Source organism: Alteromonas sp. ABV4_150 (assembly GCF_056311745.1).
The window spans coordinates 713,310-728,385 of the sequence record NZ_CM149971.1; the positions used below are offsets into that span (position 1 = coordinate 713,310).

The following is a 15,076-nucleotide window of genomic DNA, read 5'->3' on the forward strand; positions in this document are numbered from 1 at the left end:
GCGCCTTGAGAGTTAGCGTCTTAGGCGCGTTAACACTTAAAACTCCAAGTGTCCTCCCAGTCGGTATCTGCTGCCAGGGTGGAAAAGCACAGCGTGGCTAACCACAGCGGCAGCGCCAGTTGCCTTCCCCATCCCACGTGAAAATGTCCGTCGAGTAATCTTTAGGCAAGGCTCTTTAGGCTTTATCAGTAATGCTTGTGCAATATCTTTTTCAACAATTACAGCTTCTACGCTATGATCCGCCTGAGAGAGGGGCGCGACTTGGTTTAGATAAAAGTTTGCAGTTTGCGCTTTGAAATCTTTATCTAGGTAGTCGTTAATCCATGCAGGGTTGACCCAGCGGTCTTCATACTGAACAGGCAAGTTATTTTCGCAATGCACAATAATGCTGTGAAATACAGGTACCCCAACATCAACCGCTAGACGCTGCGAAATAACATCACTGGCGGGAGCAGTTTCAAGCACCAATATCTCGTTAGTGTATCTGTGTCCCCGCCGCTCAATTTCATCGCGAATGCTTTTAATTTCAAGCATTGAGCTCATAGGGCGACTATCTGACACAAACGTGCCGATCCCCTGACTACGCATTAAGATATCTTCATCCACCATTTCACTTAACGCTCTTCTAGCAGTCATTCGGCTTACACCGTGCTGCTGGGCAAGTTGGTTTTCTGAAGGCACCTGACTACCCGGCTTCATTTCACCGCTTTCAATGGCATCCAAAATTGCCGTTTTGATAATCCTGTATCTAGGTTGCATATCGTGGGTTCACAACTAAATTGTTAATCGTATGCTAACAGCATACTTGTATATACAAGTATGCACAAGTACACTGACTTTCAAAATCTGCACATTGTTTCAGTGAAGGCACTGGGCAGAAGTAGGCAAAGAGCTAGGCAATAGGTGACTTAAGGTGGAGCGCAATATGGGTTATCAGTACGACACGCTTATTTACAATGTTCGCATTGCATCTATGCAAGACAATGGGTTGCCTTATGGCGAACTAGCGCAACACGTCATTGCTATAAAAGACGGCAAAATTGCTGCCTTAATTTCTTGCGACCACTCACTGAGCGAAGTGTTTAAGCAGGCCCAAAACGTAATAGATGCCGCTTCCCTTGTTGCAAGAAAAGAAGATGATGATGAAAAAGCCAGGCTCCCATGGCTATTACCTGGCTTTATCGATTGCCATACCCATTTGGTGTACGGAGGTAACCGCGCTGAAGAGTTTGAGATGCGTTTGCAGGGCGCAAATTACGTTGACATAGCCCAGCGCGGCGGTGGCATTAGAGGCACAGTGGAAAAAACACGATGTGCTGATGAGCGTACTTTGCTTGATACCGCGATAAAGCGAGCAAAGCGACTGTGCGAAGAAGGCGTTACTACCATTGAAGTTAAATCAGGTTACGGGCTGGATTTAGACACTGAAGTGCGCATGTTGCGCGTGGCTAAATCCCTTGAGCAGCACCTTCCTGTGAGTATTAAAACTACCTATTTAGGCGCTCACGCCCTGCCCAATGAATTTGCTGACGACTCAGAAGGATATATCGATTTCATTTGCAACGAGGCACTTCCTCACATCGCTTCGCAAAACTTGGCTGACGCCGTTGATGTATTTTGTGAAACTATCGGATTTTCAACTTCTCAAACAGAACGGGTGTTTAACTGCGCACAGCAGCATGGTTTACCCATTAAAGCTCATGTAGAGCAGCTTAGCGACAGCAAAGGTGCAGTCTTGGCGGCTAAGTACGGCGCACTATCGGTAGATCACATCGAATACTTAGCTGACAGCGACATCCCCTTACTAGCCCAAAGTGGTACGGTTGCCGTATTGCTACCGGGCGCGTTTTATTATTTAAGTGAAGTTCAAAAGCCGCCGATAGACGCCCTAAGGGCGCACAATGTGCCCATGGCCTTAGCCACTGACTTTAATCCAGGTAGTTCGCCGTTAGCCTCAATCCTTACCGCGATAAATATGGGATGTGTGCTGTTTCAACTTACACCAGAAGAAGCGCTACGCGGCGCTACTACACACGCGGCGAGCGCACTTGGGCTGCACGACCGAGGTGTTATTGAAGCAGGTAAGCTTGCTGACTTAACGCTTTGGGATATCGAAACGCCGGCAGAGCTCGCCTATTGTATTAATGGCCACCGCCCCGCAGCGGTGTTTAAGGAAGGTAAACATGTTTAAGTGGCAAGGCAGAATAGACAATGAAGACGGTGTTGAGGGCCTACGTTGGCATCAAAAAGTTAACGAACTTGAAGTGGGCGAAGATAATTCATTAGCCAACTCCGTTACCCTTGTTGGTTTTGAGAGTGATTTAGGTGTGGCATTTAACAAAGGCCGTGTAGGTGCCTCTGATGGTCCAAATGCGATTCGCCAGGCACTTGCAAACTTGCCCTGGCACTGGCCAAACGCATCATTAGCTGATTTAGGAAATGTTACTGCTAAAGAGAACTTAGCCCAGGCACAAACCCAATATGCCGACGCCATTTGTTATGCGCTCAAGCAAAATAATGGATTGGTCATAGGGCTGGGAGGGGGACATGAAATTGCATGGGGTAGCTATCAAGGGGTTTTCAATGCTAAGTCGAAAAGTGCCCGCATTGGTATTATTAATTTCGACGCCCATTTTGATTTAAGAAAGCCTTCACCAAACACCAGTTCAGGTACGCCGTTCAGGCAAGTTTATGAGCACTGCCAGTTACACGACACACCATTTCATTACGCTTGTTTGGGCGTATCGAAAGCAGCCAATACACCTGCACTGTTTGACTTTGCCAATATGTCTAATACACGCTATTTGACCGATGTGGCGTTAAATGATGAATCACTGTGTATGCAGCGAATAGATGAGCTACTATCTCCGATGCTAAAAGACATCGATGAGCTTTACGTCACTGTATGTTTAGACGCATTTCCAGCAGCACAAGCACCTGGCGTTAGCGCGCCCAGTGCGTTGGGGATTTCCCCCACACTTGTGATTAACACACTGCACTTTTTAGCACACCACCAAAGTAATTATGGGTATCAATGGAGACTGTGTGACGTTGCGGAAATGAACCCAAATTATGATATTGATAGCCGCACAGCAAAGCTGGCTGCACGGCTAATTTTTGAAGCAGTAGATGCAATAAGCTCGCACACTTAACGAGTTAACGCTTTAACGTATGACGCTTTTTTTTACTGGCCGCCTGCCCTTTCACACGCAGCGGCGGTAAACAAGACATCAGTGGAGCTATTTAAAGCTGTTTCAGCAGAGTCTTGCAGTACGCCAACAATAAAGCCCACTGCAACCACCTGCATAGCCACTTCATTGGGTATATTAAACAGGCTACAGGCAAGCGGGATAAGCAACAGCGAACCACCTGCAACACCTGAACTTCCACATGCTGATACTGCTGCGATAACGCTTAACAGCACAGCGGTGGGAAAATCTACAGAAATACCTAAAGTATTAACCGCAGCTAGCGTTAACACGGTGATTGTGATCGCAGCCCCAGTCATATTAATGGTCGCGCCTAACGGAATGGATACCGAGTAGGTGTCCTCATCAAGCTTTAAGCGTTTACACAGCGCCATATTTACCGGAATATTCGCCGCCGAGCTACGGGTGAAGAATGCTGTAATGCCGCTTTCTTTCAGGCATTTAAACACCAAAGGATAAGGGTTCTTTTTGGTTGCCAGAAATACTAACAAGGGGTTGGTCACAAGTGCGATAAATAGCATCGCGCCAATCAGTACCGTTAATAAATGAGAGTAGCCAAGCAATGCTTCAAAGCCCGTTGTAGCAATGGTATTAGCTACCAAGCCGAAAATACCGAAAGGCGCAAGCCTGATAACAAAACCTACCACGGTTGTTACGCTATCTGCCATATTTTGAAGTAGTGCTTTTGTTGCCTCACTAGCATGACGAAGACCTAAACCTAGACCTACAGCCCACGTGAGAATACCGATGTAATTTCCATTTACTAATGCATTTACCGGATTATCTACCATGTTATAAAGCAAAGTAGTAAGGACTTCCGATACACCTTTCGGTGCAGTTTGGCTAACTTCTGAAGTCACTAAGCTTAAGCTTGTAGGAAAAGCAAAGCTTGCCAGCACGGCGGTGAGTGCGGCCAGTAGTGTGCCCAACAAATAAAGCACAAGCACGGGTTTGATAAAAGTTTGCTCGTTTTGCTTATGGTTGGCAATGGATGCCATGACCAAAACAAAAACCAATAAAGGAGCAATTGCTTTTAGGGCTTTTACGAATAAGTTACCCAATAGCCCTGCTGATTGAGCAGCTGAAGGTGAAAAACTCGCTATCGCAATACCGCATACGATACCAATGATAATTTGCAGTACCAAACTGCCATTCATGTAGCGCTGAAACAGGCTGGGGCGTGACGTTGAATCCATAAATGTTGGTCCATTATTATTTTGACGACGCACCATAAAGGATAACGTTACACAAATGAACCAGTTTGGTCTTAGTTACTCGCAAATAACCGCACGCTTGCCGTTTATGAGGGTCTACATGCCTTCAAGTATCTTTTGCGTATAAGACGTCCACTGGTAAAGAGGAAGTTCTCCATCAATATAATAGTCTGGCTGAATGCCTACCCCATCAATGGCCATATGCGGAATGCGTAAACTTTTAGTCAGGCTGTAATACAAAGTAAAAGTACCGCTCGGCGAATCAGTTTGATACATGTTAGAAATATCGAGCACACCTGCGGTAGTTTGCCCAAACAACTTTACTTTTTTGCTTTGTTTAGCCGCCAGTAAGAACTGCTCAGCGGTGCTGCCATTACTTGAATCAACAAGTACGCCAATACTCTTCGGCAAGGGTTCAATTTTATCGAATGTCTCCACCGTTACGTCTTCTTCAATATTGATATAGCTGCCGATATGTTGCTGAAGAATGTCGTACCCGTCTTTGGCCCACTGCTTTTCCTCTTCACTAAAATGAGGGTTTTGCAAAAAGCCAAGCATTCTAGAGTTGTTAAGCTCGGTAGATAGGTATTCCATGCCTACAGTGCGAATAGGGTTGGTGTATAAAATAGGGAGTAAAGACGCATAGCTTACATCACTACCACCACCGTTTCCTCGGATGTCGATAATGAGGTTTTCAGTTTTTAAAATTGTGTCTAGGTGCTTAGCGATAAGCGCGTCGATGTCTTTTTTGAAGGCATGATCGAAAGCCGGTATGCGAACTAACACTGTGTCTTGTGAAATTTTCTCAAATAGCGGAGTGTTTGTACTTAGCAGGTGCACATAGCGCGTTATTTCAGGCGACGATTCTTGTCGCGGTTCCTCTCGCGACATAACGATAAAGCTATTGCCCAACACCACCTCATTGTTACCTAAGAGCGTCATGGTCTCTATTTGTCGGGCGGAGTGATCGCCCATAAAAAACGTCACTTTTGCAGTATTGTTGTCTTCAGGGTCGTTAACGATGAACTTTACTTGTCCCGCCTTCCATGAAGGGTTGGTACTTTCAACGATATAAGCTTTATGGACATTACCTTCTTTTTTTAACGCAACCGTATAGTTTGAGAATTGCCAAATCCCCTCAAGAGTTTCGTCACGTTGGCTTTTCAAATGTTGTTTAAACGCCGATAAGTCGAAATCATGCACTACCGATTCACGTACCGCTTCCTCTGAGCCATTCGAATTTAGCGCAAGACCAATGTGCCCCTTGCGAAAAAATGTAAGCCAGTCGCTAAGCACCGAGTGGCATTGCGCTTCGTTCTTCGCGCTTTGTACCCGAGCCAGGATGGCATTGTTGTGGGCGGAATAAAGGTCCTGCCCTTTTTTCTCGACGCTATACTGAAAACCGGCATCGTTGTTTTCAAATGTGCTTTTTAGCCATGCATACTCACTTTCGCACTGAAAGGTACTACCAAATGAACAGAAAGAGGCAAAAAGAGGGAATATCGCAAATCGTTTCACTATTTATGATGTCCATATCTACTTTTAATAACGATAAAGTATCATAAAACCATGATCTTGCGAGCATTTACCAAGCACATACTTGTAAGCAAACGTTTTAGCTACTAATTCCTAAGCGGTGAGTTCATCCCACCGCATAAGGTTTTTCTAGTGCACTTAACCCCACACCGTTGCGTTTAATCACTTTAAGCTGAGTAGGAATACGCTCTTTCATGGCTTCAATATGGCTTATCACACCAATCATTTTTCCGCTGGCATTTAAGTTGTCTAGTGCATCAAGGGCCACATCTAGAGTTTCTGCATCTAGAGTGCCAAAGCCTTCATCTAAAAACAGTGAATCGATACTGGTCTTGTGACTGACTAAGTCAGATAAAGCTAATGCCAGCGCTAGGCTTACTAAGAAACTTTCTCCGCCAGACAGGGTTTTGGTATCTCGCACTACATCACCTTGCCAGGTGTCTAATACACTTAAACCCAACCCTTCGTTTTCTTTTCGAATTAGCTGATAGCGACCGTGTAATTTATCAAGCTGCTGATTAGCAAGCTGCACTAAATTGTCTAAAGTAAGCCCTTGAGCAAAACGTCTGAATTTGTCGCCGCTGGCCGAACCAATTAACGAGTGCAGGTAAGTAATATCGTCGTAATAGGCCTCAAACGCGGCCATCTCATCCACAAGCTGCTGCTGCCTTTCGCGGGCTTGATTGTTAGCGCTTAGCTGCTGTTCAATTTGCCCTAAAGACGATAACAGCGTGTCACGCTGCTGAGCTTGCTGTGTAATTTTCGTATCGAGCCACTGTGCACCGTGCTCTTCTAACTCGCTCTGCCACTGTAATGCGTTAGCATGGGCTTTTAGCGATTGTTCGGTAGCTAGCGCGTTTTCTAGCTTTAAGTCCGCTTGTTGCTTTTGCTGAGTTAATCGCTTTTGCAGTTCAAGCAAGGCGTTGCGGGTCTCTTCGTCTAAAAGTGCATTGCTGAATGCGTGCTCGTCGGCAAATGGGCTGCTCGCCAACTGGCGGTTAAAGTGCTCTGTTGCCTCTGAAAGTGCCTGCTCTTTTTCGCGCATTTGTTCATCAAGCTGGGCAATTTCAGCTTCTAAACGAGACAAAATAGTATCCGTTTGTTGTAGGCGAGATTTGCATTCATTTACATTTCGCTCAGCCATTTCTTGGGCGGCGTTTGCCTTATTCCTTGTTTCAGCAATATTGCCTTCAGGGAATACGGTTGTGCGCGAGTCTCGCAGCGCCTTTAAACTATTATCTAGCTGCACAAGCTCTTCAGATAAATCCTTTAGCTGATTCTCAGCGCTTTCGATATCACGACTGACCACAAGCAAGGTGCTGTTTACCTCTTGCAACTCATCTTTAAGTTTGGCGTGTAGCTGATGGTTGTGTTTATAGGTTTTAAGCGCTTCGGCTTTTTCATTTAACCACGTGGTAATTCCATCAATAGACAGGTTGTGAATGTCAGCACCGTGCGCCGTCATAGTTTCGCTGAGCGCTAAAGTACTATTATTAACCCCTTGTGTTTTGCTCTCTAGCTCTACATTGCGTTCGATGAATTGCTTTTCCAAGGTTTCGCGCTGCTGCAGAGAAACTGCAAGTTCTGACTGCTTGGCTTGTAGCAACTGTTGCGCTTCATTTTTAGCCTGCAAAGCAGCATTTAGAGCTTGCTCGCACTCTTCTAAACGGGTTAATTGGGCACTAATATCATCGAGACGAGTTTTAAACTGCTGGGTAAATTGAGCGACGCTTTGTGATGTATTAATGTCGACCTTTTCAAAGCTCGATATATCAGCGCTAAGTACGCTTGAAATCTGCTGCCACTTTTCTAGCAGCGTATCTCGTTGCCCGCTTGCTTGTTCAAGCTGCTTATTAACCTGAGCAAGAGTGAATTCAGTGTTTGTAACACTTTCTTTTGCCTGCGCACCTCGCTGCTCAATATCATCTAACTGCTGCTTTAAGCTATCTCGCTTTTGGATAGTTTCAGGTACATCAATCGCCACGCTAGACGTGGTGTGTTCGTTAGCCCCACAAACAGGGCATGGCTCGCCACTTTTTAACTGTGCGCGCAGGTGCGCCACTTCAGCATCCAGGGCGATAAGCGCTTCTATATCTTTTAAATTACTACGAGTTTGCTTGTAAGCATCAACCAAGGCTTGGCGGTCAGATTGCTGCTGTGCTAGTTGCTTCGCTAAGTCTTCCCTCTGCGCACTCAGCGATACTCTGTCTTGCTCTAGTGCCAAATATTGCTGTTGAATATGCCCTATCTGTAACACGTTATCCCAATGATGGAGCTTGGTATCGCGCTCTTGCTGAAGGCTTGCTTTGCTGGTTGCATTAGCACTATTAGTATCACTTGGTTTGTCAGATAGCGCGGCCTGAAGTGCCTTTTCGCACTTGGCTACTTGCGCGTTTTTGTCATCGAAGGTCTGCGTTAACGCGCTTAACGACTCATTTGTTTTTGCGATAGCGTCATCTAGAGATGAAAGCGCCTGACGATGATTATTTACGCTTTGTGTCAGTGTTTCTAACTGCTTTTTATCATGTTCAATATGACGCGCCGTTTCGCTCCAGCCACTTATAAATTCCGCTATGCCGCTAAGTGAGTGATGTTCATGTAAGTAGGTTTCCAGTTCAACAAGCTTGGTCTTGTTATCTGCCGAAGCGTTTTCGATTTCTGTGCGCTTTAGCGTTAACGCGTTTATTGACTGCCTTAAACGTGCCTCGTTTTCATTTGCTTTTTGCTGTTCAGTAGAAAGCTGCGCTATTTGGTTATCTAGCGGAACTACCTGCTCATTTATGCGCTTTTCAAGCTCACTGCTTTGTTGCTTTGTAAGAACTAACGCTTGTTCAGCGTTGGTCACTTCCAAACTGAGCTGTGCCTTTTGCGTTTTTAAGTCTGGCAACTGGGCTGCTTTCTCTTCAAGCCTTTCTTTATAACGGGTCACGTCCTGCTGAAGCCCGTTTCTTTGCAAAAATGGCAGGCGAAGCTTTTCAGCTGGCTCACTTTGGGTTAGAAGTTCAAGCTGATGCTTCGCCTCATTGATGGCATTATTCGCGCTCTGCTGCGCTTCACTGGCCTCTTTTATAGTTAGCTCATTGGCGTTAAACGCTTGTTGCCACTGCTGTTGCTTTTGTAACTGAACAAGTGTTTGGTTAGACGTTGCGACTTGGCTCTTGGTGTGTGCTTGCTCTTCTTCAAGCTGGGTGATTTGCTCGTCGCTAAGTAAGGTTACGCCTTCCAGCTTTATCGCAAACTCTTTTTTCTTTTGTTTAGCGTCACTAAATTGCTGATGTACCGCCTGTGATATCTGCCCGTAAATTTCGGTGCCGGTTAATTCTTCAAGCAGCTCGGCTCGGTCGGCCTCGTTAGCATTTAAAAACGCAGCAAAATCTCCTTGCGACAGCATCATAGACTTGGTGAAGCGGGCAAAATTAAGGCCGGTCAGCTTTTCAATCTCTTCACTTTTTGGCCGCACTTGAGTAGCCAATACCTTACCGCTTTCTACTTCAGCCAGCTCAACATCGGCACTTTGAAGGTTACCGTCAACTTTCCCTCTGGCCCGACGCATACTCCAAAACGCACGGTATGCTTTCCCCTTAATATCAAACTCAACCTCCGCCAAACACTCCGCCGTGCCGCGGGTCATGATGTCGTTGTTAGACGTTGAAATTGGCCCCAAGCGAGGGGTTTGGTGATAAAGCGCTAAACAAATGGCATCAAGTAGCGTGGTTTTACCTGCCCCGGTTGGGCCAGTTATGGCAAACAGGCCATTGTCGATAAACGGCGACTGGGTGAAATCTATCTTCCATTCCCCTTTTAAGGCGTTTAGATTTTTAAGGCGTAAGGTCAATATTCTCATTGTATTACTCGCCTTTATTTTCTGTTGTGTTTGCCAATGAGGTCTCTACTGGTACTTCAGCATCTTCATAATTGGTGTGCACTTGCTCTACTGCTTCATTGAACAGCTGCCTTATCCGGTTTATGCGTGGAGCACTTTTCTCTGAACCGGCTTCTTGCATTGCTCGGGTGCTTTGGTCGTCATCTAGCAGAGTTTCTTGTGCCGACTCACTTGTTGGATTATCTTCTATGCTCTCCAATGCCAAACGCGCTTCAAATACATCGTTTACTGATAGTTCGCTAAGCTGGACGTTTTGCCTTTGCGTTAAGCTATTTACTGTGCGCTTACGCTTGCGTTTCAACTGTAAAATCTCAGCGTTTTTCCCTTCTAACAAGCCCTGAATACGCTGCTGTAGATCAGTCAGGTAGTCTTCTGTTTCAACTTCAATGCATAACCACACTGGGTCTTTAGAGCTAATGGCGTTATCCGTTGCGCTAAGGGGTTTATTAACCTCGCTAAGGGCTTTATCCACTTCGCTAAGGGCTTCATCTGCTTGAGAAGCTAACGCGATGGCTTCGCTTTTATTAATGGCCGCCTCAATCGCTTGTAAATCGCCTTTTATTACTTCCATGGCCTGGAAGCGCGGTATCGGAAGCGTTGAGATAGTAGGCGTTGTGCTTTCAGATTCAAACGTTATCAACACCACTTGCTTTTGTGTGTTTAGTTCATCAAAACTTAGCGGTATGGGTGAGCCTGAATAGCGAATGTGTTCTGTTTTAGCGACTTTCTGTGGCCTGTGAATATGCCCAAGTGCAATGTAATCGGCGGGCGGAAACCCTTTGGCGTCAAAGCCTTCAAGGGTACCTATGTAAATATCACGCACACTTTCTGACTGACTCACGCCTAAAGCGGTTAAGTGCCCTGTAGCAATAATAGGAATAGCAGCGCTATTTTTACTGCCCTCCTCTCCTTGTTTTTCTTCAATTGAAGCGCGCAGTGACAAGGCCTCATTGTAAAGCTTTCCGTAATGCTGCTTTATCGCATCGCCTAGTGCTTGACGTTTGTCAGTGGCGCTTTGCCCTGCTTCACTGACAAGCACATCACGTGGGCGAATAAAGGGTACGGCACACAGTACGGCACTGGGCTGCCCCTTGCGATCGTTAAGCGTAATGACTTGTTCACTTAAATCGCCATACGTACTGGCTATTACGTGGCTATTTAAGTATTTCAGTAGCGCCTTACTTTCGTTCAATACCGACACTGAATCGTGATTTCCCCCCAGCACCACCAATGTGCACTGCATGACTTGCAATTCACCGATAAACGCATGGTAGAGCTCTCTGGCGTAGCTAGGCGGCGTGCCCGTGTCAAACACATCACCCGCGACAATAATCGCATCTATTTGATGCGCTTCTACTTGTTGAAGAAGCCATTTAAGAAAAGCGGCATGTTCGTTTTTGCGACTTTTCGTAAAAAAACTCTGACCTAAGTGCCAGTCAGACGTATGCAATATTTTCATGTAGAAGTGAACCAGGCTTGTTGCATTGGAGATAGAGAAACGCATTCGGCGAAATGGCGCTGCTGTTATGGAGTGTCGATGTTGATCAACGCACCGTTCAGCAACTATAGAGATTTTGTGGTTTTATGACAATGGTTTGGAACTTACGTTGCCGGTCTTATTTTTCTCCTTAGCCTCGATTATTTAAAATCAAAGGCCTCGCAAAGGATACCATACGGTAAAACCTAGCTTGGACAATCTACTAGACGGTACAAGAAACAATCAAACAGGCTGATAAATATTATCCCAGTAGTCATCAAGTATCTTAACAGCATCGTTTAGCGCACGCGCCACAAAAATATCGCCGTGTTGTTCGACTAGTTCCATGTCCACCAGCTTAGTAATAGCGTCAGTAACGTCGAAATCGAGCGCACAATCAAGCTCTTCTGAAAAGTAATTTTCTATTACACTATCTAGGGTTGCTAGTGTCATCCCGCCCGCGGCAATTTCCCGCTCTGTGCGCTGAGTGTAGAATGCAGCATCACCTTCTACAGACACTTCACAACATTTAAGCAAGAACGTATAGGCTAACAAAGCCTCTTTGCAGTCTTCTTCCTCTGCCGCGTCAATTAACGTATGAAATACGCCTGCATTATTGTCTAAATTTTTAAAGTACAAATTGTCAGACAAGGCTTTCATAAACCGAATTTTTCGGTTTTTAAACTTCGTCCATTCTTTAAAGATAAAACTACCAAATACGCCCATGCCGATACCAAAAGTTATTAGGCTTTGCTTGGTCAGTTCCACTTCGTCGTCTTTAAAGCCCAGCCAAAAGGCCAGAAAAGACGCCATGAGAAGTAAGGACGCACCTAACTTAGTCACTAGTACCACGGTGCCACCTATTGCAGCCGACGCACTAATAATCAACTTATCTAGCGGACGCATTTTGACTTCACTGTTTGGAAACAGCATTTCCAAGTCTGCTTTAGGTACATTTTGAAAAAGCTTTACTATGGTTGAGCCAGGTTTAAAGGTTACCGGTGTTTGGCCCTTACTTTTGAAGTAAGCCTCATCTTTAAAAGTAATATAAACGGCTACTTTGTCGTAATTGGTAAACGACACCTGCTTTTTTCGTAACCCGAAAAACGTACGCACGGTTTCCGTTTTTACCGACTCGCCCCGTCGATAAAACACCACATCATCAAAGTCATTGAAGCTTACCGCAAGGCGCACTTTAAACAGCGATTCTTCGTTTAGCGCTGCTTCTAAATCTTCGTTTGTGACTTTTTCAAAATTAGCCGCGTTTAAGAGGCTAGCAAAACCCTTGGCAAAGGCTCTTTGGCTCTGCTTACGTACCCTCTCATCCGAAGGCTGCAATTCACGAGTGTCCTTATTTGGATCGAAATGGCTATAGGTATTTTTCAGCGCTTCTAGTTGTTCGTGGTACAGGTAGTGTATACGGCTGAATAACAGCGTAGAGAGAGTCCGCAAACCTTCGGAATCGTAAGAAAGTAACCCCTCACATAAAGTAGCGACATCATGCTTACGAAAGGGAATAAATCGTTCTAATGGCATCAGGTGGTCTTATCAGTTTTATTAATTCTTGTTCACTGCGGATAGTTACTGCACTGTAATAAAAATACAACCATTCTTGGCGGAATTAAGCCCAATGGATAATACCTGGCTCGTGAAATCCGCTAAATGTTTAAACGAAATATTTCTTCAACAAAGAGCATCTATACTGCGCACGTTCAAAAATATGCATGTAACTTAAGGAGACATTATGTTTGTATCAAGCTCTCGATACAATAATGACATATCGGCTCTTAGGGACGAGAGTCAAGGTTTGCTTGGTACGCTGGATGCGTTTAAAAATAATACGGCTTATGCCATCTACAATACTGGTGGACAGTGCACCTATGCCTCTTCAGCATTACTTTCCATTTTGAATTATCCAAACTCCACAGTAGCATCGTTTTCTCATGCCACGATGCGAGTTGAAGGGGTTGAAGCTGAACCCCAATACAAAACGTTTTGGCAACAGCTCGTCAATGGTGGCAGTTTCAGCGGAACGGTTGCAAGAAAATCAGCGCTAGGTGAAACCAAATGGCTTAAGGCAAGTTATGTTACTGTTAATAGAAACGGTAGCGTGGAAATACACGCCATCTATCACGATATTACTGAACACGAAACGGCGTATTTTGAAGGTAAAGCAGTCACTGATGCGTTAAACAAATCGATGGCGGTTATCGAATTCGAGCCAGACGGCACTATTATCACAGCGAATGACAACTTCACGGCCACAGTCAAATACAGTTTGACTGACATTCAAGGTAAACACCACCGCATGTTCTGCCGCGATAAGTTCTATCAAGAGAACCCCAATTTTTGGGATAACCTTGCTCGGGGTAATTTCTCTTCGGGTCAGTTTGAGCGCGTAGATTCAAACGGTAATGCACTGTGGTTAGAAGCAACATACAATCCCGTTTTCGACGCATCTGGTCGAGTAGTGAAAGTGATTAAATTTGCATCCAATATAACCGACGCAGTGAATGAGAAAGATGCCATTGCTCAAGCAGCTGAATTAGCAGTGTCAACCGCTGAAGAGACTTCACAAATTGCTGCAGATGGCGCCTCTTCTTTGCAGCGTAGCGTAGAAACTTTCGACGCTGCTCTTTCTGAAGTTGAAGAAACCAACCAGCTAATGCATGAACTCAGTGAACAGTCACTTAAGATTGAAACTATTGTGACAACCATTAGTGGTATTGCTGAGCAAACCAACCTGTTAGCACTAAATGCCGCTATTGAAGCAGCACGAGCTGGCGATCAAGGTAGAGGATTTGCCGTTGTAGCCGATGAAGTGAGGCAGCTAGCGCAACGTACCAGCGATTCGACTGTGGAAATTGAAAGTGTAGTGGCAGAGAACAGAAAGCTTGCTGACAAGTCGACGAAGAAAATGTCAGGCGTAAAAGATAGCGTAGACCAAAACAGTCAGCAAATTGCACAAGTTCAAAGCATAATTGATGAAATTCAAAAAGGCGCATTGAATGTATCTGAAACGGTTTCGGGTATATTGCGTTAAGAACAATCACACAAACCAAATGGTGCTGTCGATTATTGGCAGCTCCCTTTTTTTAAGAAGCCGAGTTCGTTGTACCTTGCTATTGTCTTAGCTTACAATGTGCCGATGACTTATCCCGTTCCCGCCAAACAGGTTGAAACCCTGTACGAAATAAAAAAAAGCAAATTCATTGCTTGTGCCGGCTTTGCAAATTCTCGTGAAAGTGCAATGGCGCTTTTAGATAGTGTTAAACAACAGTACCCCGACGCGAGACACCACTGCTGGGCCTATATCTTTGGTAACCCTAATTCTCCCACTAGTGCGGCCATGGCTGATGACGGTGAGCCTAGCGGTACAGCGGGAAAACCCATATTAAATGTGCTTCAACACAAAGATATTGGCGATATAATGATCATTGTTACCCGATATTTTGGTGGCGTTAAATTAGGAGCAGGAGGTTTGGTTCGTGCCTACTCAGCTGCAGCTCAGCAAGCCATTGATGCTCTTGAAGTAAGACAAGAGGTAAAGCTAGAACCGCTTAGTGTAGACATTGATTTCAAACACGAGCAGTTCGTACGTCATTTGGTGGAACAAGCCCAAGGGGAGATAGCCAATTGCGATTACAGAAGCAGCGTAAAGATAAAAATAAACCTTCCCTTTAAGGCACTAGAAGACTTTAAAAAGCAGATGGCTCCTATCGCTTTATCACTAACGGTAGAGAATAAATAATTAAAT

10 protein-coding genes are annotated in these 15,076 nt (G+C 45.0%); 4 read left to right on the plus strand and 6 right to left on the minus strand.

The window, feature by feature from the left end; genetic code table 11:
- Positions 1-36 precede the first annotated feature (36 nt).
- Positions 37-759: a histidine utilization repressor gene (hutC, locus tag ACYX4M_RS03095; RefSeq protein ID WP_476081850.1), complete on the minus strand. Its 723-nt coding sequence runs from the start codon at positions 757-759 to the stop codon at positions 37-39.
- 166 nt (positions 760-925) lie between these two features.
- On the opposite strand from hutC, the gene hutI reads away from it, so the two are divergent.
- Both hutI and hutG read left to right on the plus strand, forming a co-directional pair.
- The gene (gene hutI / locus ACYX4M_RS03100) at positions 926-2,191 is read left to right on the plus strand and encodes an imidazolonepropionase (protein WP_476081851.1); all 1,266 of its coding nucleotides are present in this window, start codon (positions 926-928) and stop codon (positions 2,189-2,191) included.
- Positions 2,184-3,152: a formimidoylglutamase gene (gene hutG, locus ACYX4M_RS03105; protein ID WP_476081852.1), complete on the plus strand. Its 969-nt coding sequence runs from the start codon at positions 2,184-2,186 to the stop codon at positions 3,150-3,152. Before hutI ends, hutG begins: the two co-directional genes overlap by 8 nt.
- A gap of 32 nt (positions 3,153-3,184) precedes the next feature.
- Here hutG and sstT read toward each other — a convergent pair whose 3' ends face one another.
- The 5 genes from sstT to ACYX4M_RS03130 all read right to left on the minus strand — a co-directional run bounded on the left by sstT (position 3,185) and on the right by ACYX4M_RS03130 (position 12,855).
- Entirely contained in the window at positions 3,185-4,405 is a 1,221-nt protein-coding gene (gene sstT, locus ACYX4M_RS03110; RefSeq protein ID WP_476081853.1) for a serine/threonine transporter SstT, read from the minus strand.
- A gap of 114 nt (positions 4,406-4,519) precedes the next feature.
- The gene (locus tag ACYX4M_RS03115; protein WP_476081854.1) at positions 4,520-5,941 is read right to left on the minus strand and encodes a S41 family peptidase; all 1,422 of its coding nucleotides are present in this window, start codon (positions 5,939-5,941) and stop codon (positions 4,520-4,522) included.
- Between the two features lie 124 nt (positions 5,942-6,065).
- Complete coding sequence (locus ACYX4M_RS03120; RefSeq protein WP_476081855.1) at positions 6,066-9,803, minus strand: AAA family ATPase; 3,738 nt, start codon at positions 9,801-9,803, stop codon at positions 6,066-6,068.
- Between the two features lie 4 nt (positions 9,804-9,807).
- Complete coding sequence (gene sbcD / locus ACYX4M_RS03125; RefSeq protein ID WP_476081856.1) at positions 9,808-11,301, minus strand: exonuclease subunit SbcD; 1,494 nt, start codon at positions 11,299-11,301, stop codon at positions 9,808-9,810.
- A gap of 261 nt (positions 11,302-11,562) precedes the next feature.
- Positions 11,563-12,855 carry a TMEM143 family protein gene (locus tag ACYX4M_RS03130; RefSeq protein WP_476081857.1) on the minus strand — a complete coding sequence of 431 codons (1,293 nt, stop codon included), beginning with the start codon at positions 12,853-12,855 and terminating at the stop codon, positions 11,563-11,565.
- A 208-nt stretch (positions 12,856-13,063) separates the two neighbouring features.
- Here ACYX4M_RS03130 and ACYX4M_RS03135 point away from each other — a divergent pair, with 208 nt between their 5' ends.
- Together ACYX4M_RS03135 and ACYX4M_RS03140 are read left to right on the plus strand one after the other, a co-directional pair.
- Positions 13,064-14,362 carry a methyl-accepting chemotaxis protein gene (locus ACYX4M_RS03135; RefSeq protein WP_476081858.1) on the plus strand — a complete coding sequence of 433 codons (1,299 nt, stop codon included), beginning with the start codon at positions 13,064-13,066 and terminating at the stop codon, positions 14,360-14,362.
- Between the two features lie 105 nt (positions 14,363-14,467).
- A complete protein-coding gene (locus ACYX4M_RS03140) occupies positions 14,468-15,070 on the plus strand; it encodes a YigZ family protein (RefSeq protein ID WP_476081859.1) in 603 nt (200 codons plus the stop codon).
- Positions 15,071-15,076 lie beyond the last annotated feature (6 nt).

Excerpts from the sequence above, each read along its gene's own strand:
- hutG (WP_476081852.1), top strand. The coding sequence starts at position 2,184 with ATGTTTAAGTGGCAAGGCAGAATAGACAATGAAGACGGTGTTGAGGGC.
- ACYX4M_RS03135 (WP_476081858.1), top strand. The coding sequence starts at position 13,064 with ATGTTTGTATCAAGCTCTCGATACAATAATGACATATCGGCTCTTAGG.
- ACYX4M_RS03140 (WP_476081859.1), top strand. The coding sequence starts at position 14,468 with ATGACTTATCCCGTTCCCGCCAAACAGGTTGAAACCCTGTACGAAATA.
- sbcD (WP_476081856.1), bottom strand. The coding sequence starts at position 11,301 with ATGAAAATATTGCATACGTCTGACTGGCACTTAGGTCAGAGTTTTTTT.
- ACYX4M_RS03130 (WP_476081857.1), bottom strand. The coding sequence starts at position 12,855 with ATGCCATTAGAACGATTTATTCCCTTTCGTAAGCATGATGTCGCTACT.
- sstT (WP_476081853.1), bottom strand. The coding sequence starts at position 4,405 with ATGGATTCAACGTCACGCCCCAGCCTGTTTCAGCGCTACATGAATGGC.
- ACYX4M_RS03120 (WP_476081855.1), bottom strand. The coding sequence starts at position 9,803 with ATGAGAATATTGACCTTACGCCTTAAAAATCTAAACGCCTTAAAAGGG.
- hutI (WP_476081851.1), top strand. The coding sequence starts at position 926 with ATGGGTTATCAGTACGACACGCTTATTTACAATGTTCGCATTGCATCT.
- hutC (WP_476081850.1), bottom strand. The coding sequence starts at position 759 with ATGCAACCTAGATACAGGATTATCAAAACGGCAATTTTGGATGCCATT.